Source organism: Diaphorobacter caeni, assembly GCF_015354245.1.
Lineage (GTDB): Bacteria > Pseudomonadota > Gammaproteobacteria > Burkholderiales > Burkholderiaceae_C > Diaphorobacter_A > Diaphorobacter_A caeni.
This window is the reverse complement of the sequence record NZ_JADKYZ010000013.1, coordinates 24825-46294: the sequence shown is the minus strand read 5'-3', so window position 1 is coordinate 46294 and position 21470 is coordinate 24825. Positions and strand designations below refer to the sequence as shown.

Here is a 21470-nt window from a genome sequence, read left to right as displayed (position 1 = left end):
AAGGGGAAGACGCGGCACCTGACATGCGTGGAGGACCGTGCGGACCTTGCGGGCCGTGCGCCGCGAGCCTCGGACGATGCGCCCGGCGGCGCGGGCGCAGCAATGGTGCATACCCTGACGCATCCTCGTCCCCAAACGATGCTCCACTCCATCCACCGAGGGGGATTCCGAGGGAGCGCGCAGTCCGGATCCGAGCGGGTGAACTGTTGCGGGCTCGCATCATTTGTCAGCGCAAGGAGCGCGGCGGAAGCAGGAGTCATGTGCAAGTGCACATTCCTTCGGCATGATTGCTTTGATCTATTAATTGTTTAATTTTGGTTGCAATTTTTGCACCGGTCCTGGGAGAGGGAGAGCAATGGACAATCTGGTTTATCCGCGCGAGAAAACGCTGGGCAGGATCACGCTGGTGCTGGGCATCATCGTCTGGATTCTGCTGATCGTGGGCACCCTGGGCGTGGCCCTGATCTACGTGCTGTTCGGCTTCATCGGCTATCTGTTCGCCCAGTCGGCGCTGATCGCCTGGCTGCGCGGCACCGGCGTGAGGCTGTCCGAGGAGCAGTTGCCGGTGCTCTACGCGCAGTACATCGCCTGCTGCGACAAGCTGGGCATCAAGGAGCCGCCAGAGGCCTATCTGCTGCAGGGCGACGGCATGATGAACGCCTTCGCGACGCGCTTTCTCGGGCGCGAGTTCGTGATCGTGCTGTCGGACACCGTGGACGCGATGAACGACCTGCCCGATGGCGTGAACTTCTATTTCGGCCACGAACTCGGTCACATCAAGCAGGGCCACCTGACCGGCCACATCTGGCGTGCGCCGGTGCTGTGGCTGCCGCTGATCGGTGCGGCCTATGCGCGCGCCAAGGAATACACCTGCGACATGCATGGCCGCGCCTGCTGCACCTCCGCCGAAGTGGCCGCGCGTGCGATGTCGGTGCTGGCTGCGGGCTCCGACAAGTGGCGCCACGTGAATCTGGTGACCTACGCGCGCCAGACCATGACCAACCGCGGCTTCTTCGCCGATCTGCACGAGCTGATCAGCGGCTACCCGTGGCTCACCAAGCGCGTGGCGCGCATTCTCAACCCCGAGATCAAGATGCCGGGCCGCAACCCGTTTTCGTACGTCTTCGCGTTCTTCATCCCCTATGCCGGACGTGTGGGCGGCGGAGCGGCAGGGCTGGTGATCCTGATGATGATCGTCGCCGTGATCGGCATGGCCGCCGCAGCGGCGATCCCCGCCTATCACGAGTACCGGGGACGCGCCGAACTGACCAGCGAATGGACGAATTCCACGGCCGCCCGCATGGCGCTCGGCGAGTACTACATCAGCAAGGAAGAAGTGCCCGACACGCTCGAAGACGCGGGCATCTCCGACAGCCAGGCAGCAGGTTTCGACTACGACTCCAACTCCATGAGCCTGAGCAAGACAACCTCCCTCGGCACCTTCACGCTCGTGCCATCCGAACAGGACGGCGAGGTGCTGTGGCACTGCTACGGCGAAGGCAAGCGCATCCAGAAGGCGCTGCCCAAGAGCTGCAAGCCGGAAGGCGAGGAAGAGTGACGCGATGATTGCACCGCTCGCTGTGAGAGAGGCCGCCTAGCCATGGGATACAACCGCGCGCAGCCCGGCAATCGCCGACAGCCTGGAGCGTCGCAGGACGATATTGCCGCGTGCGAGGTGTTGGTCGGGCTGTCATTGCCGCAGTGGTTGCGCAGTCGCCTTGCCGACGAAAACGGTTGGGAAGTTGATGACCGGCTCGGTGCAACGCGGGATACTTGGCGGTTTTTACCGGTACTTGATCGCAGTGACCGCAAGCGCCGTTCGCGCACCGCCGAAGACATTGGCTGGCATACGCAACAACTGCGCAAGTGCGCCGACCTGCCGCAGGGCGCAGTGGTCGTCGCGCGAGCGTGGTCTCCTGCCAAGCGGCTGATCCTGCTGCCTGATCCTGAGCAGCCGCAGCGATTGGGCGCCGCACTGTGGTCACAGAATGGCGAAGCCATGCCACTGCCGACGCCCGTCGATCCGGCAGCTTTGGGCAGGCAACCTGAACCTGGCGCCGGGTCGCGATTGAGGCCACGCAGTGAGTTGCCGGTGTTTCGGTATCACCCCGATCCGGTAGCGAGTGGTTCGATCGAGCAAAACAATACATTGGTCTGTCCTTGCTGCGAAATGCGAACGGGCTGGGTCTACGTGAGTGAGCCTTACGGTCCGGGCAGGCAGCCTCCCCATCTGTGCCCCTGGTGCATTGCGGACGGTAGCGCAGCACGCAAGTACGGCTCCTCGTTCGCTGGCGATATCGAAGGTGTCGTTCCTCCTGCGGTCGCGCAGGAAGTGGACCGCTGCACGCCGGGATTCATCGCCTGGCAGACGGAACGTTGGCTCACGCATTGCGGAGATGCGGCGGCATTCATCGGCCCCGTGGGGTGGGATACTCTTCAGCAATTTCCTGATGCCCAAGCCTCGGTCCTGAACGACGGTTGCAGCGAGTCAACGTTGCCGCTCATCACCAGAGAGGGTGATCTGACGGCCTATCTGTTCAAATGCCTGCATTGCGGCACGCATCTGGCCTATGCCGACGCGTGCTGATGCGTTGCAAGGTCCGACATTCGACTGGGCGGACATTTTCTTCAGGAAGTCAGGAGGCTGTGCATGACGCAACCGATCTCGGCCGAGGCCTTTCACGCTCGCATCTGGGAGATTCTGGAGCCGGTCGATTCGACCTGCTTTGAAGTCGTGGCGGCGCCGGCGCCCAGTGCGCAGGCGGTGGCGGCACTGGAGGCGTCCGTCGGCTTTCCGTTGCCACCGGCGTTTGCCGGGTTCTGTCAGCGCAACAACGGTCTGTGCGTGATGGCAAGGGATGAATTCTGGCCGCAGGCCAAGGAGTTCGCCGTGGGCCCCGCATGGACGTTCTGGCGCGGGCTGGTGCTGTTGGGTATCGACGCGCCGGACCTGCCGGAATGGGCCTCGATCTCGGCGCAGCACAAGCGGCTCGTGGAAGACGAAGTGACCACGGTGATTCCGCTGTTGAAGATCGTTGGGGACGGCAACCGTGTCTGGGGCATGGACTCTGCAGGCGTCATGGTGGAGGTCCTGGATTTTGAGGATCCGACACCTCTGACGGGCGATCTTCTGGAGATCTATGCCGAGCAGATCACGGAGCTCATCCAGCGCCAGCAGGACATGATGCAGCGCATCGCCAAGCGCTGAGTCGCTGTCGCAATCTCGCCGCAATGGCATGGCAATGACATCGCATTTGCATCGCAGTCACATGGCAATCGGCAGCGCATCTCAGTTTGATTTCAAATTTTCCCGAGGAGCTATGACATGACCGTCGAACGACAGGATCCCGCCATGCGGCAAGCCATTCAGCGCGCGCAGCAGAGCTTTCCCTTTTTCTGGCGCGAGCTGTCCTGGGAGTATCGGCGCATCATTCCGGGGCTGGAGTTCGCGGCCATCAAGCTGCCGTTTGCGGTGAGCGCTGAGGCGCAGGCCACGCAGGGCGCGCCCGCGGTGGAGCACATGTGGGTGGGCGACGTGCAGTTCGACGGGCATATGCTGAGCGGTTCGCTGCTCAACGATGCGAATTTCATTCCCGAACTGCAGAGCGGCGCGGATGTGTCTGCACCGCTGGCCGATCTGGAGGACTGGATGTACACGAGCACGGGCGTGCTTTGCGGCGGCTTCACCGTGCAGGCGATCCGCGCGGCCATGTCCCCGGCGGAGCGGGCCGAGCATGACGCGGCCTGGGGGCAGCCGTTTCCCGATCCTGCGCTCTGCAACATCACGCCGTATGAAGTGCCCGCGCCCAAACCGCCCAGCGGTCTGAGCCGCCTTTGGAAGAAGGCCGCCGCCCCCGGCGGGCTGCCGTTTGATGAGGCGCTGAAGCAGGTGCGCGAGAAGGAGCACCCGATGAGCGAGAACATGCGCGAGCGCTATGCCTCGGATTTGGAGCAGCAGCCCGACATGGTCAACGCGGTGCTGGACGATGGCTGGACGCTGCTGCAGCGCGACGCGCTCGCGGGCAATCTGGCGCCTGTCCAGGTGCTGCGGCAGCTCGGTGCGGATGCGCACAACCAGCGCACGCCGCAGGGCGACAGCGCGCTCGATCTGGCGCAGCGCATGGGGTGGACGCGCGTGGTCGAGGCGCTGCGCTGAGGTGGGTGGCTGAAGGTTTTCAGATGGCCTGCGGATCCACATCGACCAGCCAGCGGATCACGGCCTTGTGCTCCGGGCGTGCGGCGTGCAAGACCTCTTGCCACGCGGCGAGAAAGTGCTGCAGCGCGCTGCGGTTGGTGCTCTCGATGAGCATCTGGGCGCGCTCCACATTGGCCACGCGCTGCACCGCCATCGGCACGGGCGGGAACAGAAAGACGTGCTCGATGCCGGGCAACTGCCGCTCGCGCGCGGCCTCGCTCACCGCGTTCAGAAAAGCCTGCGCGGCCTCCTGGGTGCGCGCATCCGCCCGCACCAGCGCCTGATAGGCAAAGGGCGGCATGCCCGCGTCGGCGCGCTCCTGCAGCTGCTCGGAGGCGAAGCGCGGATAGTCGTGTTTGCGCAGCGCGGCGTAGAGACTGTGCTCGGCGTGCCAGGTCTGTATCCACATCTCGGGCGGATTGCCACCCTGCGCGGCGACGTAGTGGGCGTCGCGCCCGGCCCGGCCTGCGGCCTGCATGAGCAGCGCGAACAGCCGCTCTGGCGCGCGGAAGTCGCTTGAGAACAGCGCGCCATCGGGCTGCACGGCGGCCACCAGCGTGATGCGGCGAAAGTCGTGCCCCTTGGCGACCATCTGCGTGCCCACGAGCACGTCGACCTCGCCGCTGTGCACGGCGGCGAGTTGCTCTTCCAGCGCGCCCTTGGCCTTGGTGGTGTCGGCGTCGATGCGCGCCACGCGGGCGGCGCGGCGCTCGGGCGTGATCACGTTGCGCAGCAGGGCGGCAAGCTGTTCTTCGAGCTGTTCGGTGCCGCGCCCCATCGGCGAGATGTCCACATTGCCGCAGCTCGGGCAGGCATGGGGCACGCGCTGGGTGAAGCCGCAGTGGTGGCAGCGCAGTGTGCGGTCGATCTTGTGGAACACCTGATGCGCGCTGCAGTGCGGGCAGTCGCTCTTCCAGCCGCAGTCCTTGCAATGCAGCACCGGCGCGAAACCTCTGCGGTTGAGCAGCACGAGGCACTGCTCGCCGCGCTCGACGCGCTCGGTGATCGCCCGCAGCAGAGGCGGCGAGAACACCGCGCCGCGTGGCTGCTGGCTCATGTCGACCAGACGCACGCGCGGCAGCTCGGCCGCACCGATGCGGCTGGGCATGTTGAGCCGCAGATAACGCCCTCCCTGCGGGTCCTGTGCGCTCGGTGGGCGGCTGGCGTGCCAGCTCTCGAGCGATGGCGTGGCGCTGCCCAGAATCACCTTGGCGTTCTGCTCGCGCGCGCGCCACACCGCCAGATCGCGGGCGGAGTAGCGGGCGCCTTCCTGCTGCTTGTAGCTGGCGTCGTGTTCTTCGTCCACGACGATGAGCGCGAGGCCCGGCATGCTCGCGAACACCGCCATGCGGGTGCCGAGCACGATGCGCGCCTCGCCCGTGTGCGCGGCCAGCCAGCTCTTGAGGCGCTGCGGGTTCGTCATGCCGCTGTGCATGGAAACCACGGCCGATTCGCCGTAGATGGGCGCAAAGCGTTCGAGAAAACGCGCTTCCAGCTGGGGCGTGAGATTGATTTCCGGCACCATCACCAGCGCCTGGGCCTGCGGGTTGGCGGCCAGCACCTGTTGCACGCTGTGCAGATAGACCTCGGTCTTGCCGCTGCCCGTGCTGCCGTAGAGCAGGAACGGACCGGGCTCGCTCGCGATCTGCCGGGTGGCCTGCCACTGTTCGTCGGACAACTGAAGCGATGGCGGCGCGGAGGACTCGTTCGCGCTCTGGTCGGCGTGTCTGTCGGCGCTCTTGTCCGCCTTGGCCTTGCGCTTGATGCGCCGCGCCATCTGCTCGGGCGTCAGGTCGCGCAGTTGTGGAGGCAGGGCGGCCAGCGCCACCTCGCCGAGGGCGCGCTGGTAGTAGCGCGCGGTGAAGGCCGTCAGCCGTCGCCAGCTTTCGTTCAATGGCGTGATGCCGCCCAGCACCCCGGTGATGGCGCGCGCCCGCACGCCCTCAGGCAGGGTGGTCGTGCTGCCCGCAGGGGCGTCCCAGACCACGCCGAGGACTTCGCGGCGACCGAGCGGCACGCGCACCAGCGTGCCCGGCACGAGCTGCACCGGGCTCAGGTAGGACAGCGGCTCCGACACGCTGCTGTGCGCGGGCGTGGCCACCGCGACCCAGAGCGCGTGGTGCGCGGGCGTGTCAGGGGCGAGGGAGGGGTTGTCGTCTGCTGTCTCGATGGTCATGAGGCCGTCATTGCGGGAGCGCGGCGGCGGGAGGTCGCCGTCCGGAATCGCAGGGGTCGATCATGCGCCATTTCAGGGGCGCCATGGTGGAAACACCGATTTTCCACAATCGAAAGTCAATTCTGTGGATAAGTTTGTTAACTACTGGCGAGCGGTTTCCATTGCGCTCAATTGTCAGGTGCTGCGTATACACGTTGACACCAATTGAGAAGTCAAAAAACATCAATGAAATCAAGCGTCTGTATGGGGTTGCAAGCATGGCGTCCAGATGCGTTGAGGCCCTTCGCGCAACCCGTCTCGCTCGCCCAAACATGTGCACAACTGCGATGTCAAGGCCTGTGGAAGCTTGAAAACTGTGCTAGCGGACGCGGATGAATCGGGATTTTGCTTTCGATTTAAGCGCTAAGTGGTTGATTTTTGGTGGAAAAGCAGTCGTACTTCGAATTTCTGTGGATAACTTTGTTGATATCGAAGCTTGGGCCCTTGCTGGGCGTGGCTATGGCGTCGATTGAGGGAGGTTTCGAGGCGACTTGGAAAAGAAAAAAGCTGTTGAAAATCAACAGCTTGAAAAGTCATCCGAAGGTGGCATCCGGGCCTGTGCAGATTGGTGCAACAAGTTGTTTTTAAAACTCCGTACCACGAAATTTGTGCATAAGTACATGACCGGACGCACGAAGCGCCCGGTTCTGTGGCAGGAATCAGCCTGCCTTTGCGAGGGCGGACTGGCGCATCGCGCGGGAATGGCCGTGCACGGCCTCCACGAGCGCGGCGACATGCTCCGGCGGCGTGAACTGGCTGATGCCGTGGCCCAGATTGAAGATATGCGTCGGGCCGGTGGTGGACTTGTCCACATGGGGCGTGCCGAAGCTCTCGAGCACCGCCTTGACCTGCGTGGCGATCTGCGCGGGTGGCGCAAACAGCACGTTCGGGTCGATGTTGCCCTGCAGCGCCTTGCTGTCGCCGACGATGGCGCGTGCCTTGCCGAGGTTGGCGGTCCAGTCCAGACCCAGCACCTCGCAGTCCAGCGGCTTCATGTCGTCAAGCCAGATGCCGCCGCCCTTGGTGAACACGATGCGCGGCACGTCCGTGCCGTCCACGCCGGTGCGCTTCAATTGCGAGAGCACGCGCTTGGTGTAGCTGAGGCTGAACTCCTGAAATGCCCCGTCGGCGAGCACGCCGCCCCAGCTGTCGAAGATCATCACGGCCTGCGCGCCCGCGTCGATCTGGGCGTTGAGGTACGCAGCCACGCTGTCCGCGTTGATCTCGAGGATGCGGTGCATCAGGTCGGGGCGCGAATACATCAGTGACTTGACCGTGCGGTAGTCGTCGCTGCCCTTGCCCTCGACCATGTAGCAGGCCAGCGTCCAGGGGCTGCCCGAGAAGCCGATCAGCGGCACGCGACCCTTGAGCGCGTGGCGGATGCTGGTGACGGCGTCAAACACATAGCGCAGCTTGTCCATGTCCGGCACGGCGAGCTCGGCCACGGCGGCCTCGTCGCGCACGACCTTGGCAAAGCGCGGGCCTTCGCCCTCGGCGAACGACAGGCCAAGGCCCATGGCGTCAGGAACGGTCAGGATGTCGGAAAACAGAATCGCCGCGTCGAGCGGGAAGCGTTCCAGCGGCTGCAGCGTCACCTCGGTCGCATAGTCGACATTGGTGGCCAGACCCATGAAGCTGCCTGCCTTGGCGCGCGTCGCCTTGTACTCCGGCAGGTAGCGGCCGGCCTGGCGCATCAGCCACAGCGGGGTGTAGTCGGTGGCCTGACGACGGCAGGCACGCAGGAACTGGTCGTTGGAGAGGGAAGGAAAACTCATGCGGGGATTGTCGCAGGGTGTGACGGCCATGGGGCGCGAATGCCCCGCGCACCGGCATTCAGATCATGAAAGTCTTGACTACAGTCATGTCCTCCGGTCACTGACACGAGGCAGGCATCTGTTCCGATCCGTCCGGCCCCGATGTGGGGGCACAGTGGGAACTCATTCATTCAACAATGAATTCAACTCGACAAAGGAGCTCGACATGAAGAAGGAACAAGTCACCGGCCGCGTGGAAGAAGCCAAGGGCGCGATCAAGGAAACCGTGGGCAAGGTCACGGGCAACACCAAGATGCAGGTGGAAGGCAACATTGAAAAGAACCTGGGCAAGGCAGAAGCCGCCGCCGGGGATCTGGCCAACAAGGTCGAGAAAACCTTGAAGAAGTGATTGCAGCACACCAAGCCCGCCGAGCGATGAGCACGGCGGGCTTTTTTCATTGAGAAGTCAGGTGGGAGCGCGAACGCTTCGCAGACGCTGGACGAAGTCGCTGCACGGTTCGCCGGGAACGGCTCCAAGCGCACGCGCTGCCGCGTTCACATGCTGGATCACGCCGTCCTCCAGCGTGCTCTGCGCATCGCCGATGCGCGCGCTGGTGTGGCTCACGGTGCAGGCCGCCAGTTGATGCAGCTGCAGCAGCGCCAGGCCGGCGATGCCGGCGTCGTCCTTGCCAATCCCCGCATCATTGAACACGCTGAGCAGCGGCCGCGCCGCCACCGCATAGCGTGCGGCGGACAGGCCACCGTGCGATCCGCTGACGGCGATGCAGCCTGCGTCGAGCACATTCAATTCGGTGATCGAGTGCACCACGCGAAGCGTTGGTGCGACGGGGCTGCTGTCTGGGTTCATGCGGATGTGTTCCTGCGGTTTGCCGGTTCAGCGCTGTGATCGGGTCAGCGCCTGATCAATGTCCCAGAGGATGTCCTCCACATCCTCGATGCCCACCGACAACCGCACCATGTCGGGCGACACGCCTGCCTTCTGCAGCTCTTCTTGCGTCAGTTGCCGGTGCGTGGTCGATGCCGGATGAATCACCAGCGTCTTCGCGTCGCCGATGTTGGCGAGATGGCTCAGGAACTCGCAGGCGTCGATGAACTTCTCGCCCGCCGCCGCGCCGCCCTTCACGCCGAACGTGAGAATGCCCGAGGCACCCGGTTGCCCGTCCACGCTGCGGAACTGCTTTTTCGCCAATTCAAACCAAGGCGAATCGGCAAGACCCGGATAGTTCACCCACGCGACCAGCGGATGCGCCTGCAGAAACTGCGCCACCTTCAGCGTGTTGCGGCAGTGCTCGCGCATGCGCAGATGCAGCGTCTCCGCGCCCTGCAGCAGCTGCCAGGCGTTCATCGGCGAGAGCACGCCGCCAAAGGTGCGGTTGACTTCCATGCGCGCCTTCATGGTGTAGCCGAAGTCGCCGAAGGTCTCGTAGAACTTGACGCCGTGATAGGCGCGGCTGGGCTCCACCATCTCGGGGAACTTGCCATTGTCCCATGGAAATTTTCCGCCCTCGACGATCACGCCGCCCATCGTCGTGCCGTGGCCACCGATGTATTTGGTGGCGCTGTGCACCACGATGTCCGCGCCGAACGCGAGCGGGTTGCACAGGTACGGGCTGGCGACGGTGTTGTCGATCACGAGCGGCACGCCGTGCGCGTGGGCCACTTTTGCAATCGCGGCGATGTCGATCACGTTGACGAGCGGATTGCCGATGGTCTCCGCGTAGACGGCGCGCGTGTTGGGCTGCATCGCGCGCGTGAAATTGTCGGGGTCGGCAGGGTCGACGAAGGTGGTCGTGATGCCCATGCGCGCAAAGCCCACACCGAGCTGGCCGACCGTGCCGCCGTACAGCGTGCTGGCCGCGACGATGTGGTCGCCATTTTTCAGAATCGCGAGCAGCGCCGCCATCTGCGCGGCCATGCCGCTCGCGCAGGCCATCGCGGCGCGGCCGTTTTCAAGGCTCGCGATGCGTTCCTCAAACACCGCGACCGTCGGGTTGCTGATGCGGCTGTAGACGTTGCCGAAGGTCTGCAGATTGAACAGGCTCGATGCGTGCTCTGCGTTGTCGAAAACGAAGCTGGTGGTCTGGTGGATCGGCGTGGCGCGCGCGCCGGTCACGGGATCGGGCTGCGCGCCCGCGTGGATGGCTCGCGTGCCGAAGCCGAATTCGCGGTCGCCGTTCTGATGTGTGGAATCTGTCATGGAGAGCTGGCTGTTCGATCAATACGGCAGTTGTTGAAGACGCTTGGCGGAGATGACCTTGGTGTTCACGCCCATCCAGCCGAGTCCGCCGAACAGACGCGCGTGTTCGATCTTCACGCAGCGGTTCTGAATCACCTGCAAGCCTGCCGCCTCGGCCTTCAGGCCCGCAGGTTCATTGAAAACGCCGAGCTGCAGCCACAGGCATTTCGCGCCGATGGCGATGGCCTCGTCGGCAATGGGCGGGATGTCCTCGCTCTTGCGAAAGCAATCCACCATGTCGATCTTCACGCTCTGCAGGTGCAGCGCGGCAGCCGCTTCTGTGACGCTCGCGTAGGCCTTCTCGCCAAGGATCTCGCCGCCTTCCTTGGCCACCAGCGGGTTCACGGGAATGATGCGAAATCCATGCGCCTGCATGTACTTGGCGGCGAAGTGGCTGGGACGATTCCATTGCGGTGACAGGCCCACAACGGCAAGGGTATGGCAGCGCGCTAGCACATCGCGCAGCGTGCTGACGGTATCGGGAGTTTGAAGCATGATGGCCCGAGTGTAGGGCGCGCAGGAGTCTGTATGTATCGGGTGCGTTACCGAGATGGAACCATCGAGCCACGACCGTTACTCATTGTCTGAGCGGGCATGCGTGTGGATGCGTCGTGCCTTGTGCTACGAGAGGACCAAGAGGAGGCAGCAATGATGAGGAACATGTGGCGATGGTTGACCGCGCTGTGCGTGGTCGCGCTGATGACGGCGTGCGGAGGGGGGGGCGGATCGGGTTCCGGCGAAAAAGCGAAGACCACGATGATGGTCTACCTTGTGGCATCGAATCTGGAAGAGTCCGGGGTTGAAGATCTGGAAAACATGCTGAAGGCGCGCGCCAGCAACGATGTGAACGTGGTGCTGGAAATCGGTGGCGGCGAAACCGCGGGCACCTTCGCGGGTATCGACATGACGCGCTTGAGCCGCTATCACCTGCAGCCCAAGAGCGGTGGCAATGGCTGGTCGATCGAACGGCTGCCGGAGTCGCAACAGCCGGCGCAGACAGCGATGAACCAGCCGGATACGCTGCGCGATTTCATCCGTTGGGCTGCAGAGCAATACCCGGCGCAGCAATACGCATTGACGCTGTGGGACCACGGCGGTGGCCCGGTGCATGGCTTTGGTCAGGACGACGCGCTGGGTGGCGGCAAGATCATGCCGCTCAACGACATCGTCTCGGCGATCAAGCAGGCCGGTGTGCATTTCGAGTTGATTGGCTTTGATGCCTGCCTGATGGCGAGTGTGGAAGTGGCCTCGATGCTCGCGCCGCATGCGAACTATCTGGTGGCTTCGGAAGAGGTCACCACGGGGTGGCAATGGACCGATGTGGTGAATCACATGGTCGATCACCCCTCCTCAACGGGCGCCGATCTGGGCAAGGCCATTGTCGAGAGCTACAAGACGTTCGACAGAACGGGCAAGCTGAGTTTCACCGCCTACTCGGTCACCGATCTGCAGCGCGTGAATGCGTTGGTCGCGGTGCTGGAGAAGGCCTCGGCCAGCCTGCAGCAGTCGTTGCAGAACGGTGGACTGAATGCATGGTGGACGATCGCGCTGGCGCGCCGTGAAGCCGAAGATTTTCAATCCAACATCTTCAGCACCACGTCCGATCTGGTGGATGCGAAATCGCTGGTGCACGAGCTGGGCGACGTCAACATGCTCTCGTCCGCGCTGGTGTCAGAGTTCGACGCGGCGCTGGCTGCGGCAGTAGTGCATCTGGACGGTGGCGAAGATGATGCGAGCGGTCTGATGATGTATTTCCCGCGCTACTCCATGCTGAACACAGAGATGCAGGAGAAGTTCAGCGGTCTCGCTTTCGCGGGCAGCAACTACCGCGCGTTCGTCAATGCCTATATGAACTTTGCGCGCAGCAGCGATCTGCCGAGTGTGAAGGTGTCCGATACGGTGATGGCAGAGGGGGTGGCAACAGCCGATGTGAGCGTGAGCGTGGGGCAGACCAAGGCGGCAGCAGATGCATCGAAGCGCGGTTTCGACCTCGGCTATTCGGTGTTGATCAAGGACGGCGTGGCGCTGGCCATGCGCGAGGCAGAGGTGCAGGGCAATCAAGTGAGGCTGGAGGACAGCCAACGTTGGCCGACGCTCAACGGGCAACTCGTGACGTTGCTGCCGGAGGACAGCGACGCAGGCAAGACGTTCATGATTCCCATCGCCTACCAGCCGGAAGGGGCGTCGCGCATACTCACTGGATCGCTGTATGCCATTCAGGAGGACGATGGCGGGCTGCATGTTCGCTTTGCCACGCTGTCGCAAAACGCCGCCGGAACGGGCATGTTGGAGGTCGAGCCGGGTCTGGAGCTCTATCCGCTGCGCTTCAACTATCTGACCAACACGCTTGTCAAAACCGAGAAGCCACTGGTTGTGCCCGAAGGCGACTGGATCGTGCAGAGCACCACGATTGCCGAGCCCGGTTATGTGATGCATCTCGGCGTGACAGATCTGACAGGCACGCTGCAATGGTCGGTAAACGGTGTGAATCTGCAGTGAGTCTCCGAGAGCTTGTTGACGATCTCCACACAGTCTTGCAGGCGCGGCCTCGGGCGGTCTGCCGCGTTGCAAATCCTCGCAATGGCACGAGCCATTGCTGCGGTTTGCGCCTTGCAGCCCATCCCGATCCGCACCCTGCAAGCCTCGCGATGAGATCGTAAACACGCTCTGAGCACTCAAACGAAGCACCGCGAACCGCGCTGGCTCCTTGTCAAGGGGCGGCGCGGTTCGCTTTTGTGTGTCTGGGTCGCGTAAAACGCCGATGCTGAGCATTGTGCGATTCAAAGAAAAACCGCCTCGTTGCAGCGAGGCGTTTGGTGATTGGCAGATAAGGAGATGGGTAAGGATGCCGATCAGCGATCAGTTGGACGATTGAAGGCGCCGCGTGAGTGCGCTCACCAGTTCGGCTTGTGACTCCAGCTCGAAGAGTGTCACATTGGTCGGACCGGCGGACATCCAGCTTGGCCGCGTAGTGTTGGGCGGAAGGAAAGTGATGTTGTCATCATCGTCTTCCCCATCCACCGGCAGCGCATTCACGGGGCGGTTCTGATCCGCAACGCGGTGAGCTGCGTCGTCCCCCTTTCAAATCGAATTTGCACTACGCCACTTGCGAGCCAGCCGAGGCTGGCCTGAAGCGCGTATTGCGGCGCCTCTTTTCGGTGTGAAAGTTGCGGCTCAAGCTCATGTCGCCCTCATCCGCGTCGCTGAAATTGTTCCAGAAATTGGCCAGTGGGTCGTCGATTGCCTTGGATGTGCGGGATTGCACTTGTGCGATGTCTTCGGTGCTTGCGAATTTTTGGAAACGCCCTGCGGGCCCTCACGCACGACCATGCGATCGCGGCGCGCTGCGCCTGGCGTTGTGAACGGCCGGATCGACGGCGGCCAGCGCGAGCAAAGGATTCATCCTCGCACGCTGCACAACGGCGGTCATGGCGACCACGCCAATCGGGGCGCTTTATGCAGTGGACGACCTCAATAAAAAACCGCCTCGTTGCGGCGAGGCGGTCAGTAGTTCATTGCCAATGGCGGATCAGCTTGAAGTTTTGAGGCGGTTGCTCAGTTCCTTCACCAACGCGGTCTGAGCCTCCAAATCCGCGAACAGGACGTTGATGGGCCTGTTGGTACTCGGGCGGACCCCGGGAGTTCCTCCCGTACCGACATTCGGCCCGAATGTGACGTTGTTGTCGTCATCTTCCTCGATGGGGTCAGGGGTGACGACGGGGATGCGCCCGGGTTTCAGGGGCTTGAAGCTGAATTCCTCTTCTCCGATCGGTGAAGCGCCCCTGCCGATGTTGGGTCTGAACGTGTCGTTGTCTTCTTCCTCGATGGGGGCAGGGGGGATGAAGGGCATGCGCCCGGGTTTCAGGGGAAGATCGAAGATGAGTTCCTCTTCTTCGATCGGTGAAGCGCCCCTGCCGGTGTTGGGTCCGAATGTGACGTTGTCATCGTCGTCTTCTTCGGACAGCAGGCTTGGGGCAGCGCTTGCCGTTTTTGCCGTGCTGTCCAGCTTATCGTAGTTTGGCGGGTGTATAGGTGCGTGCCGAGGGCCGAGTTGTCTATCGGGCACACGCATGGCCGTGTCGTAGTCATTGGCGATGGCTCGCTTGCTGATTTCGACGAAATCGTTCAGCTTGGCCATTGCCTTGTCGCGCTCGGGGCCTTCTGGCATTTTTTGGATATCACGGCGAATGTCGTTCGCCGTTCCCCCGAGATACTGCTCGCTGGAACGGCGAACGTACGTGAGTGCATCTTTCTTGGAGTTGAACATCTGCCCCAAACTCATACCGTCTTCGTTCGTATCACTGAAGTCGTTCCAGAAATTGGCCAGTTGGTCATCGATGGCCGTGCCTTCTGTGGAGGCGATTTCCGCCTTGGCGACCAGACCCTGGAGCTGATTCAGCGCTCCCTTTAGTTCTTCGCCCATGCGCTGACTGAGCAGCGCCTCGGACGCGATGGTGACTCTGGGTTTGTTGCTGGTGCCGCTGACGCCGGTGCTGTCGGCGGGCTGCAGCGTGCCATAGGTTGGTGTGGAGATGGACATGCTCATGATGATGCGCTCCTTGGGTGAAAGAAGAATGGATCGAGGCGCTCAGATCATCTGGCGCGTGCGGCGTGCCTGGGTGGCCGCGGGATTGGACGATGGCTTGCTGCCATGCATGCTGCGCGCCTTGATGTCGTCGCGGATGCGCGCCATTTCTGCTTGCACGTTGGCCTCCACCTGCGCGATGTCCTCGGCGCTGAGTTGGCTTTCCAGCTGGGCGCGATGCTCTTGCGGGGAGCCTTGGCCGCTGTGTGCGTGGGCTGATGCAGCGGCATCGAGCACCTGCTGTGCGTCGGCGATGATCTGCCGGGCTTCGTTCAGTATTTCGTCGGAACGGGTTTGCTGATTCACGTCTGGCTCCTTGAAGTGCATCAATGCTTGAAAGGTGATTCAGACTGGTGAGTAACGCGAAGGCCGTCCGGGTTCCGAAATTTCAGAAAATGTTGGAATACGGCCGCTGCCCGTGTTTGCGCTCACATGCGCACTGTCCATCGCAAAGCACAAGGTGTGCCAACGGCTGACGGTGATCGATCAGCGCCGTGCCCATGCCGCTGCGCTCATGCAGCAATGGCCGTGCGCTGCGGGCTGGAGTAGACAGCCACGCGGTCTCGGCCGCCGCGCTTGGCGCGGTACATGGCCGCGTCGGCCGCCTCGACCATGGGTTCCCAGCGCGCGCCGGAGGCGGGCACTTCGGAGTGGATGCCCACGCTCACGGTGACGTTGAGCTTTTCGCCCGAGGGCAGGATCAGGGGCGTGTTGCGGATCGCGCGGGACAGGCGCTGGGCGGCGACCAGCGCCTCGTGCGGCAGCGAGTCGGGCAGCACCAGCACGAATTCCTCCCCGCCGTAGCGCGAAACCACATCCTTGCCGCGCGACTGCTGCTGCAGCACGCGCGCGACGAGCTGGATCACCTGATCGCCCACGAGGTGCCCGTGCAGGTCGTTGACTCGCTTGAAGTGGTCAATGTCCATGACCATCACCGACAGCGGCTTGTCATTGCGCGCGGCGGTTTCGATGGCCTGGGTCAAGCCGCGGACCAGCGCGGCGCGGTTGTTCAGCTGGGTGAGCGGGTCGAGCAGGGCCTTATGCCGCTCGAGTGCGGACTGGCGGTCGCGCAGCATGATGAGAAAGCCGATGGAGCTCACCACGAGCTTGAGAAACAGCACCAGACACAGTGCCCACATGGCGATCAGGCTGGCGAGCGGCATGTCAGCGCTCATCTCGGGGGCAGGGCGGTCCTTGATGAAGACCAGAGGCACGATCGCCAGGATCTGGCCGAAGACGGATGCGGTGACCAGCGTCCAGCCGATGCCGGGCGTGTTCGGGCGTATGCGGTAGAGCACCTGCAGCGTGGACGCTGTCTGCAGCACGGTGATGACGGTCTGCATGCGGTTGAAGCCGGGCAGGTCGCTGGGCAGGTAGATGACGGCCAGCATCATCGAGCCCGCCACCGGCAGCAGCATCGTCGCCCAGTCGCGCGGCCAGTGGGTGCTCTGGCGAAAGCGCTGCAGCGCGATGGTGAAGGCCGCGATCGCGACGCTGATGAGGATCTTGGCGGTGACCTGCAGAAACGTCACGCCGAGCTTGCTCTGCAGCGCGAAGCAGGTGTAGGCGAGGCCGCACATCAGCGTGCTGAGCACCGCCTGCGACATGCCCTGGCGCCAGTGCTGGCGGCCGAGAATCCACATCACCCACGACACGGTGAACGCGGCCAGCGCGGTCATGCCGAAGGCGGTGAGGAAGTCGGGCCGGAAGGAGTTCATCTGCAACAATTTGTTTGTCGATGCAGTTTAGCTTTTAACGGGAACCTTGCCTATGCAGGCTCCGCCGCGCCCCCGTGGAATGAGGGTGCAGTGCGGTTTTGCCAACAGGGGCGCGTCCTCGCTTCAGCAGGCGGCTTGCTGCCTGTGCTTCAGGTGCCAGCCCCAGAGCAGACCCGCCACGGCCGCGCAGGCCGAGCCGAGCAGCACGCCGAGCTTGGCCTCGTTCAGCTGCGCCGCGTCGGCGAATGCGAGCGTGGCGATGAAGATCGCCATGGTGAAGCCGATGCCTGCGAGCAGCCCTGCCAGCAGCAGGTGCGACCAGCCCATGCCCGCTGGCAGCACGCACAGCCGCAGGCGCACCGCGAGCCAGCTCACCAGCAGCACGCCGACGGGCTTGCCGAGCAGCAGGGCGAGCGCCACCGCGAGCATCAGCGGCTGTCCTGACGAGGGCTCTGCCGCATCCACCGGCGCAGCCTCGCCCAGCAGCGTCACGCCCGCATTGGCCAGTGCGAACAACGGCATGATGGCGAACGTCACCCAAGGATGCAGCGACGCGGCCACGCGCTCGACGGGCGCGGCGCTTTCGCGGCCCGCGAGCATGTGGACCGGGGTGATCAGGCCGAGCAGCACGCCCGCGAGCGTCGGGTGCGCGCCGGTCTGCCAGATGCCCCACCACAGCAGGGCACCGGGCAGCACGTAGAACCAGGCGCGACGGATGCCGAGCGACTGCAGGCCGTAGACCCCGAGCAGGCCAAGCGCCGCAAACGCCAGCATTTCCCACTGCAGGCTGCCCGAGTAGAACAGCGCGATGATGAGCACCGCGACGAGGTCGTCGATGATCGCGAGCGTCAGCAGAAACACGCGCAGTGCAGGCGGAAGACCGCGTCCAAGCAGCGCGAGCACGCCGACGGCGAAGGCGATGTCGGTGGCGGTGGGAATCGCCCAGCCGTTGCTGAAACCGCCCGCAGGCACGAGCGCCAGATAGGCCAGGGCGGGCACGGCCACGCCGCCGAGCGCGGCGAGCATGGGCAGCAGCGCCTGGCGCGGATCGGCGAGCGCACCGTTGTGCAGCTCGCGCCGGATCTCCATGCCGACGATGAGAAAGAACACCGTCATCAGCACGTCGTTGACCCAGAAGTGCAGGCTTTGGGAGAACTGCAGCGGGCCCAGCGAAAAGCCGAGATCCGCGTGCCAGAGCGCGTGGTACGACGCCTGCGCGGGAGAGTTGGCCCAGACGAGCGCAGCGGCGGCGGCCAGAAGCAGCACCACGCCGCCAGCGGCGTCGGAATGCATGATGCGGGCGAGTCTTGCCGCGATGTGGTCGGTAACGGAAAGAAGGGCGGGCGTGCGCGAAGCCGCAGGCCCGCGGGAGACGTGCTGGGTCATGACAAGGACAGGTCTGGCCCACGGCAAACGTGCCATGGATCCCGATGTGCGCTGGCGGCCCGACCAGCGCTGAACAAACCTGCCCCGACGCACCATTGCGCCGCGAGCACCCGGTCGCCATTTTAAAGGAGGCAGGGGGCGGCTGGTGCGCAATCCCCTGCGATCTCGCCTTCAATGGTCGGCAATGCGCGCGATCCGGTGCTCATCCGGCATCAGGTTGCGTGCGCCGGCTTGTCGGAAATGCACTGCGCGAACAGTCCCACCGACGAGAAACCCACCACGAACACCGCGAACACATAGGCGGCGGTCGCCAGACCCAGACTGGTGCTGAAACCCCAGCGCATGGCGCTGCAGGCGAGTTCTGCGTTGGGGTAGAGCACGTCGCAGCGACCGGCCGATGGCATGTGCACATACCAGGTGACGGCGATGAGCATCAGCACCAGCACGAAGAAGCCGTTGCGCATGCGGTGATGCGGCGACTGGTGCAGCATGAACAGCAGCATCAGCGGAATCGTGGCTCCCCAGACGAACATCATCATCCAGCTGACGATGGGAATGTTGACCAGCATTTGCTGCAGCCAGGCCATTTTGGGCATGGCGTCGACGGCACCCAGAACGTCCCACACGAAGGGCAGAACGAAGCCCGCCACCGCAAGACTGGCCAGCGCGATCGCCAGCAGCAGGTTGCGGCTGCGCTGCGAGGGATGTCGGATCGGATTGTGCGATGAAGTTGCAAGCATGGCCCATCTCCTGTGCGCTACAGGGCGGGCAGTGGCCACTCATGTCAGGGTGCACCTGTGCTGTGACTCATCCGAAGGTTGACGCGGCCGCTGCGACGCCGTGTGAGGTGTGGATGCAAGTCCCCTCGGACGGCTTCAGTCTAAAACATTGTCAACCGAAGCGCTTGTAGGCCAAACGCTCTCGGCACGGGGGTTAACCCGCGGGGGCCGACATCACAGCGCGGCGAGGGCGGACTGCACCTCGCTCTTGCTGAGCAGTTCGGTCAGCACGACGGGGGCTTTGCCGGGGGCATAGAGCACGTAGACCGGCACGCCGCTGCGGCCCAGCTCGCGCAGCGCGGCGGTGATCTGTGGGTCGCGGCGGGTCCAGTCGGCACGCAGCAGCGCCACCTTCTTGTCGGCGAAATCGCGGATCAAGTCGGCATCGGCGAGCGTGGTGGTCTTGTTGTACTGGCAGGTCACGCACCATGCGGCGGTGAAGTCCACGAACACCGGCTGGCCCTGCGCGACGAGCTGCTCCGGCAGGCCGCTCTGCCATGCGCGCCAGGACTGCGCGTCGCCGGTTCCGCCAGATTCGGCGGCCACGGCGGAGGGCTCCGGCAGCATTTGCGTGACGCGCGGGGCCCATGTCCAGAGCATCACCGCAAGCACCAGCAATGAGATCGGCGCGAGGATGCGGCGGCTCGTGCCTTGCAGCGAGAACAGCGCCCAGATCGTCATCGCGAGCGCCACCAGCAGCCCCAGCAGCGCGGCCGCGCCGTTGATGCCGCTTTGCTGGCCCAGCACCCAGACCAGCCAGACGACGGTCGCGAACATCGGGAAGGCCATGAGGCGGCGCAGCGTGTCCATCCATGCGCCGGGACGCGGCATGGCGCGCGCGACGGCAGGAATCCAGCTCGCAAGCAGATACGGCAGCGCCAGACCCAGGCCCAGTGCCGCGAAGATCGTCAGCGCCTGGAGCGCGGGCAGCGTGGCCGTCAGGCCCAGTGATGCGCCCATGAACGGCGCGGTGCAGGGCGACGCCACGGCCACGGCCAGCACGCCGGTGAGAAACGAATCGGCCACCGGATGGCGCGCCTGCAGGCTCGCCACCGACGAGGGCAGCAGGCTGCGGAATTCGAACATGCCCGCGAGGTTCAGACCAATGACAGTGAATAGCGCCGCCAGCGCCGCCACCACGCCCGGCGACTGCAACTGAAAGCCCCAGCCCACGGCCTCGCCCGCCGCGCGCAGGCCGAGCATCAGTCCGCCCAGCGCGAGGAAGGAAACGATCACGCCGGCAGTGTAGGCCAGCCCGCTCACGCGATGCGCGCGGCGGTCCTGCGAGTGCTGCGCAAAGCCGATCACCTTGATCGCCAGCACCGGAAACACGCAGGGCATGAGATTGAGGATCAGACCTCCCAGCAGCGCTCCGAACAAGGCGGCCAGCCATATGCCGGCGGGCGCCGGGGTGACGGCCGTCGGCGTCGCGGAAAACGCGGCCTCTGCGTCGCCCCCCAACTGCGCATTCGCCTTGAGCGCGGCTTCGAGCGCCGGGGAGATGGTGGCCGCCGCTGCAGTCTTCGGCCAACCACCGTCCACCGGCAGTTCCGCGCGCCAACCCTTGCCGTCGCTCGCCAGCACCACGGGCATGGGCGATGGGCTTTCGCTGCGCTGCTTGGACAGCGGCACGCGCGCGCTCCACACGTCGCCATCCCATTGCTGCTCGATTTCGGCGGCGGTCTCGATCACTGCCTCGGTTTCGGGGAAAAAGGCCAGCGTCTTGCCCTTGAGCTCGCCGGGCAGCCCGGCCACACGCACGTTGATCGCGTCGCCATCGACCTTCACGGAGCCCTTGGCGCTGGCGTCGGCGGAGAGATTCTGGGGATGGGCTTTGGCGGCCGCATCAAACGCGGCGGAGTTCAGCGCCGTCGTGCCCTGCACCGGCACCTGCAGCGTGAACGTGCCCTCTTCGGGAATGCATTCCTTGCGGCAGACCAGCCAGGTGGCGTTCACCTGGAAGGTCGCGTCCTTGGCGAGCGGGCCAGGGTTGAAGGTGCTGGCCACCGTCATCGGCACCGGCAGCAGCACTGTGCCCTCGTAGCCGTAGTTGGCAAGCGTGCCCAGCGGAATCTTGTGCGGCACCGGCCAGGCGATCTCGCCCGCGTCAATGCCCTCGGGCAGCTTCCATTCGATCTGCGTGGGCAGGCCCGAGTCGCCGGGGTTCTTCCAGTAGGTATGCCATTCGGGCTGGTGGGTGATCTGCAGCCCCAGCCACAGCGGCTTGCCGGAACCGATGCCGTCGGGCGCCTGGGCGATCAGCTCGGCCTGCACATGGGGCGTGGTCACCGTGCTGCTGCCCAGAATGCCGCCGCTGCTGGACTTCAACTGGATCTGTGCGGACGCGCCGAAAGACGCGGCACCGGCAGCTACGAAAAGAAGAGTGGGCAGCCAGCGCTGCGTGCGTTTGAATGACATGACCTTGGATGTGAGCCTGCGGCCCGGCTTAGGTTCCCTGATGGGCGCTTTGCTGACCGTGCGACGGAGTGATTGTCGCGGCCCGATGTCGCCATGTTAGTGGTTTGTACCAAGTGCGGGATGCTGCATTGCAACAACCCTTTCGCCTCCACAGAGTGAGAGC

Annotated in this window: 17 protein-coding genes; 6 read left to right on the top strand and 11 right to left on the bottom strand. The window is 64.2% G+C overall.

Annotated features, from left to right (window positions below; translation table 11 throughout):
* Positions 1–355: 355 nt before the first annotated feature.
* The 4 genes from ISG32_RS25205 to ISG32_RS25190 all read left to right on the top strand — a co-directional run bounded on the left by ISG32_RS25205 (position 356) and on the right by ISG32_RS25190 (position 4156).
* Positions 356–1558, top strand: a complete 1203-nt coding sequence (locus tag ISG32_RS25205) for a M48 family metallopeptidase (RefSeq protein ID WP_194773768.1) — start codon at positions 356–358, stop codon at positions 1556–1558.
* A 42-nt stretch (positions 1559–1600) separates the two neighbouring features.
* Positions 1601–2587: a CbrC family protein gene (locus ISG32_RS27695; RefSeq protein WP_228530109.1), complete on the top strand. Its 987-nt coding sequence runs from the start codon at positions 1601–1603 to the stop codon at positions 2585–2587.
* Between the two features lie 63 nt (positions 2588–2650).
* Complete coding sequence (locus tag ISG32_RS25195) at positions 2651–3208, top strand: SMI1/KNR4 family protein (protein ID WP_194773767.1); 558 nt, start codon at positions 2651–2653, stop codon at positions 3206–3208.
* Positions 3209–3325: 117 nt separating this feature from the next.
* Entirely contained in the window at positions 3326–4156 is an 831-nt protein-coding gene (locus tag ISG32_RS25190; RefSeq protein ID WP_194773766.1) for a DUF2314 domain-containing protein, read from the top strand.
* Positions 4157–4175: 19 nt separating this feature from the next.
* Here the strand turns inward: ISG32_RS25190 and priA are convergent, their stop codons facing one another.
* Positions 4176–6371 (bottom strand): replication restart helicase PriA, encoded by a 2196-nt coding sequence (priA, locus tag ISG32_RS25185; protein WP_194773765.1) that lies wholly within the window; start codon positions 6369–6371, stop codon positions 4176–4178.
* 698 nt (positions 6372–7069) lie between these two features.
* Positions 7070–8185: a uroporphyrinogen decarboxylase gene (gene hemE, locus ISG32_RS25180; protein ID WP_194773764.1), complete on the bottom strand. Its 1116-nt coding sequence runs from the start codon at positions 8183–8185 to the stop codon at positions 7070–7072.
* 205 nt (positions 8186–8390) lie between these two features.
* Between hemE and ISG32_RS25175 the strand changes: the two genes are divergently transcribed.
* Entirely contained in the window at positions 8391–8573 is a 183-nt protein-coding gene (locus ISG32_RS25175) for a CsbD family protein (protein WP_194773763.1), read from the top strand.
* Between the two features lie 57 nt (positions 8574–8630).
* On the opposite strand, the gene ISG32_RS25170 is transcribed toward ISG32_RS25175, so the two are convergent.
* Genes ISG32_RS25170 through ISG32_RS25160 form a run of 3 tightly spaced genes read right to left on the bottom strand, consistent with a single transcriptional unit; the run spans position 8631 to position 10916 of the window.
* Positions 8631–9032, bottom strand: coding sequence for a hypothetical protein (locus tag ISG32_RS25170; RefSeq protein ID WP_194773762.1), 402 nt, complete (start codon positions 9030–9032; stop codon positions 8631–8633).
* A gap of 27 nt (positions 9033–9059) precedes the next feature.
* Positions 9060–10382, bottom strand: coding sequence for an O-acetylhomoserine aminocarboxypropyltransferase/cysteine synthase family protein (locus ISG32_RS25165; protein WP_194773761.1), 1323 nt, complete (start codon positions 10380–10382; stop codon positions 9060–9062).
* Positions 10383–10400: 18 nt separating this feature from the next.
* On the bottom strand, positions 10401–10916 hold the full coding sequence (locus ISG32_RS25160; protein ID WP_194773760.1) for a CoA-binding protein: 516 nt from the start codon (positions 10914–10916) through the stop codon (positions 10401–10403).
* A 153-nt stretch (positions 10917–11069) separates the two neighbouring features.
* On the opposite strand from ISG32_RS25160, the gene ISG32_RS25155 reads away from it, so the two are divergent.
* Complete coding sequence (locus tag ISG32_RS25155; RefSeq protein ID WP_194773759.1) at positions 11070–12920, top strand: clostripain-related cysteine peptidase; 1851 nt, start codon at positions 11070–11072, stop codon at positions 12918–12920.
* A 1030-nt stretch (positions 12921–13950) separates the two neighbouring features.
* Here the strand turns inward: ISG32_RS25155 and ISG32_RS25150 are convergent.
* From ISG32_RS25150 to ISG32_RS25125, 6 genes are all read right to left on the bottom strand, one after another.
* Positions 13951–14967: a hypothetical protein gene (locus ISG32_RS25150; protein ID WP_194773758.1), complete on the bottom strand. Its 1017-nt coding sequence runs from the start codon at positions 14965–14967 to the stop codon at positions 13951–13953.
* A 42-nt stretch (positions 14968–15009) separates the two neighbouring features.
* On the bottom strand, positions 15010–15312 hold the full coding sequence (locus ISG32_RS25145) for a hypothetical protein (RefSeq protein WP_194773757.1): 303 nt from the start codon (positions 15310–15312) through the stop codon (positions 15010–15012).
* A gap of 206 nt (positions 15313–15518) precedes the next feature.
* Complete coding sequence (locus ISG32_RS25140) at positions 15519–16724, bottom strand: GGDEF domain-containing protein (protein WP_194773756.1); 1206 nt, start codon at positions 16722–16724, stop codon at positions 15519–15521.
* A gap of 123 nt (positions 16725–16847) precedes the next feature.
* Positions 16848–18110 (bottom strand): Na+/H+ antiporter NhaA, encoded by a 1263-nt coding sequence (gene nhaA, locus ISG32_RS25135; protein ID WP_194773755.1) that lies wholly within the window; start codon positions 18108–18110, stop codon positions 16848–16850.
* A gap of 212 nt (positions 18111–18322) precedes the next feature.
* On the bottom strand, positions 18323–18850 hold the full coding sequence (locus ISG32_RS25130; RefSeq protein WP_194773754.1) for a hypothetical protein: 528 nt from the start codon (positions 18848–18850) through the stop codon (positions 18323–18325).
* A gap of 213 nt (positions 18851–19063) precedes the next feature.
* The gene (locus ISG32_RS25125) at positions 19064–21307 is read right to left on the bottom strand and encodes a protein-disulfide reductase DsbD family protein (protein WP_194773753.1); all 2244 of its coding nucleotides are present in this window, start codon (positions 21305–21307) and stop codon (positions 19064–19066) included.
* Between the last annotated feature and the right edge of the window lie 163 nt (positions 21308–21470).

What these genes read in the sequence shown, in the direction of transcription:
- ISG32_RS25175 (WP_194773763.1), top strand. Translation starts at nt 8,391, where the DNA reads ATGAAGAAGGAACAAGTCACCGGCCGCGTGGAAGAAGCCAAGGGCGCG.
- ISG32_RS25130 (WP_194773754.1), bottom strand. Translation starts at nt 18,850, where the DNA reads ATGCTTGCAACTTCATCGCACAATCCGATCCGACATCCCTCGCAGCGC.
- nhaA (WP_194773755.1), bottom strand. Translation starts at nt 18,110, where the DNA reads ATGACCCAGCACGTCTCCCGCGGGCCTGCGGCTTCGCGCACGCCCGCC.
- ISG32_RS25190 (WP_194773766.1), top strand. Translation starts at nt 3,326, where the DNA reads ATGACCGTCGAACGACAGGATCCCGCCATGCGGCAAGCCATTCAGCGC.
- ISG32_RS25140 (WP_194773756.1), bottom strand. Translation starts at nt 16,724, where the DNA reads ATGAACTCCTTCCGGCCCGACTTCCTCACCGCCTTCGGCATGACCGCG.
- ISG32_RS25170 (WP_194773762.1), bottom strand. Translation starts at nt 9,032, where the DNA reads ATGAACCCAGACAGCAGCCCCGTCGCACCAACGCTTCGCGTGGTGCAC.
- hemE (WP_194773764.1), bottom strand. Translation starts at nt 8,185, where the DNA reads ATGAGTTTTCCTTCCCTCTCCAACGACCAGTTCCTGCGTGCCTGCCGT.
- priA (WP_194773765.1), bottom strand. Translation starts at nt 6,371, where the DNA reads ATGACCATCGAGACAGCAGACGACAACCCCTCCCTCGCCCCTGACACG.
- ISG32_RS25195 (WP_194773767.1), top strand. Translation starts at nt 2,651, where the DNA reads ATGACGCAACCGATCTCGGCCGAGGCCTTTCACGCTCGCATCTGGGAG.
- ISG32_RS25125 (WP_194773753.1), bottom strand. Translation starts at nt 21,307, where the DNA reads ATGTCATTCAAACGCACGCAGCGCTGGCTGCCCACTCTTCTTTTCGTA.
- ISG32_RS27695 (WP_228530109.1), top strand. Translation starts at nt 1,601, where the DNA reads ATGGGATACAACCGCGCGCAGCCCGGCAATCGCCGACAGCCTGGAGCG.
- ISG32_RS25165 (WP_194773761.1), bottom strand. Translation starts at nt 10,382, where the DNA reads ATGACAGATTCCACACATCAGAACGGCGACCGCGAATTCGGCTTCGGC.
- ISG32_RS25155 (WP_194773759.1), top strand. Translation starts at nt 11,070, where the DNA reads ATGATGAGGAACATGTGGCGATGGTTGACCGCGCTGTGCGTGGTCGCG.
- ISG32_RS25205 (WP_194773768.1), top strand. Translation starts at nt 356, where the DNA reads ATGGACAATCTGGTTTATCCGCGCGAGAAAACGCTGGGCAGGATCACG.
- ISG32_RS25160 (WP_194773760.1), bottom strand. Translation starts at nt 10,916, where the DNA reads ATGCTTCAAACTCCCGATACCGTCAGCACGCTGCGCGATGTGCTAGCG.
- ISG32_RS25150 (WP_194773758.1), bottom strand. Translation starts at nt 14,967, where the DNA reads ATGAGCATGTCCATCTCCACACCAACCTATGGCACGCTGCAGCCCGCC.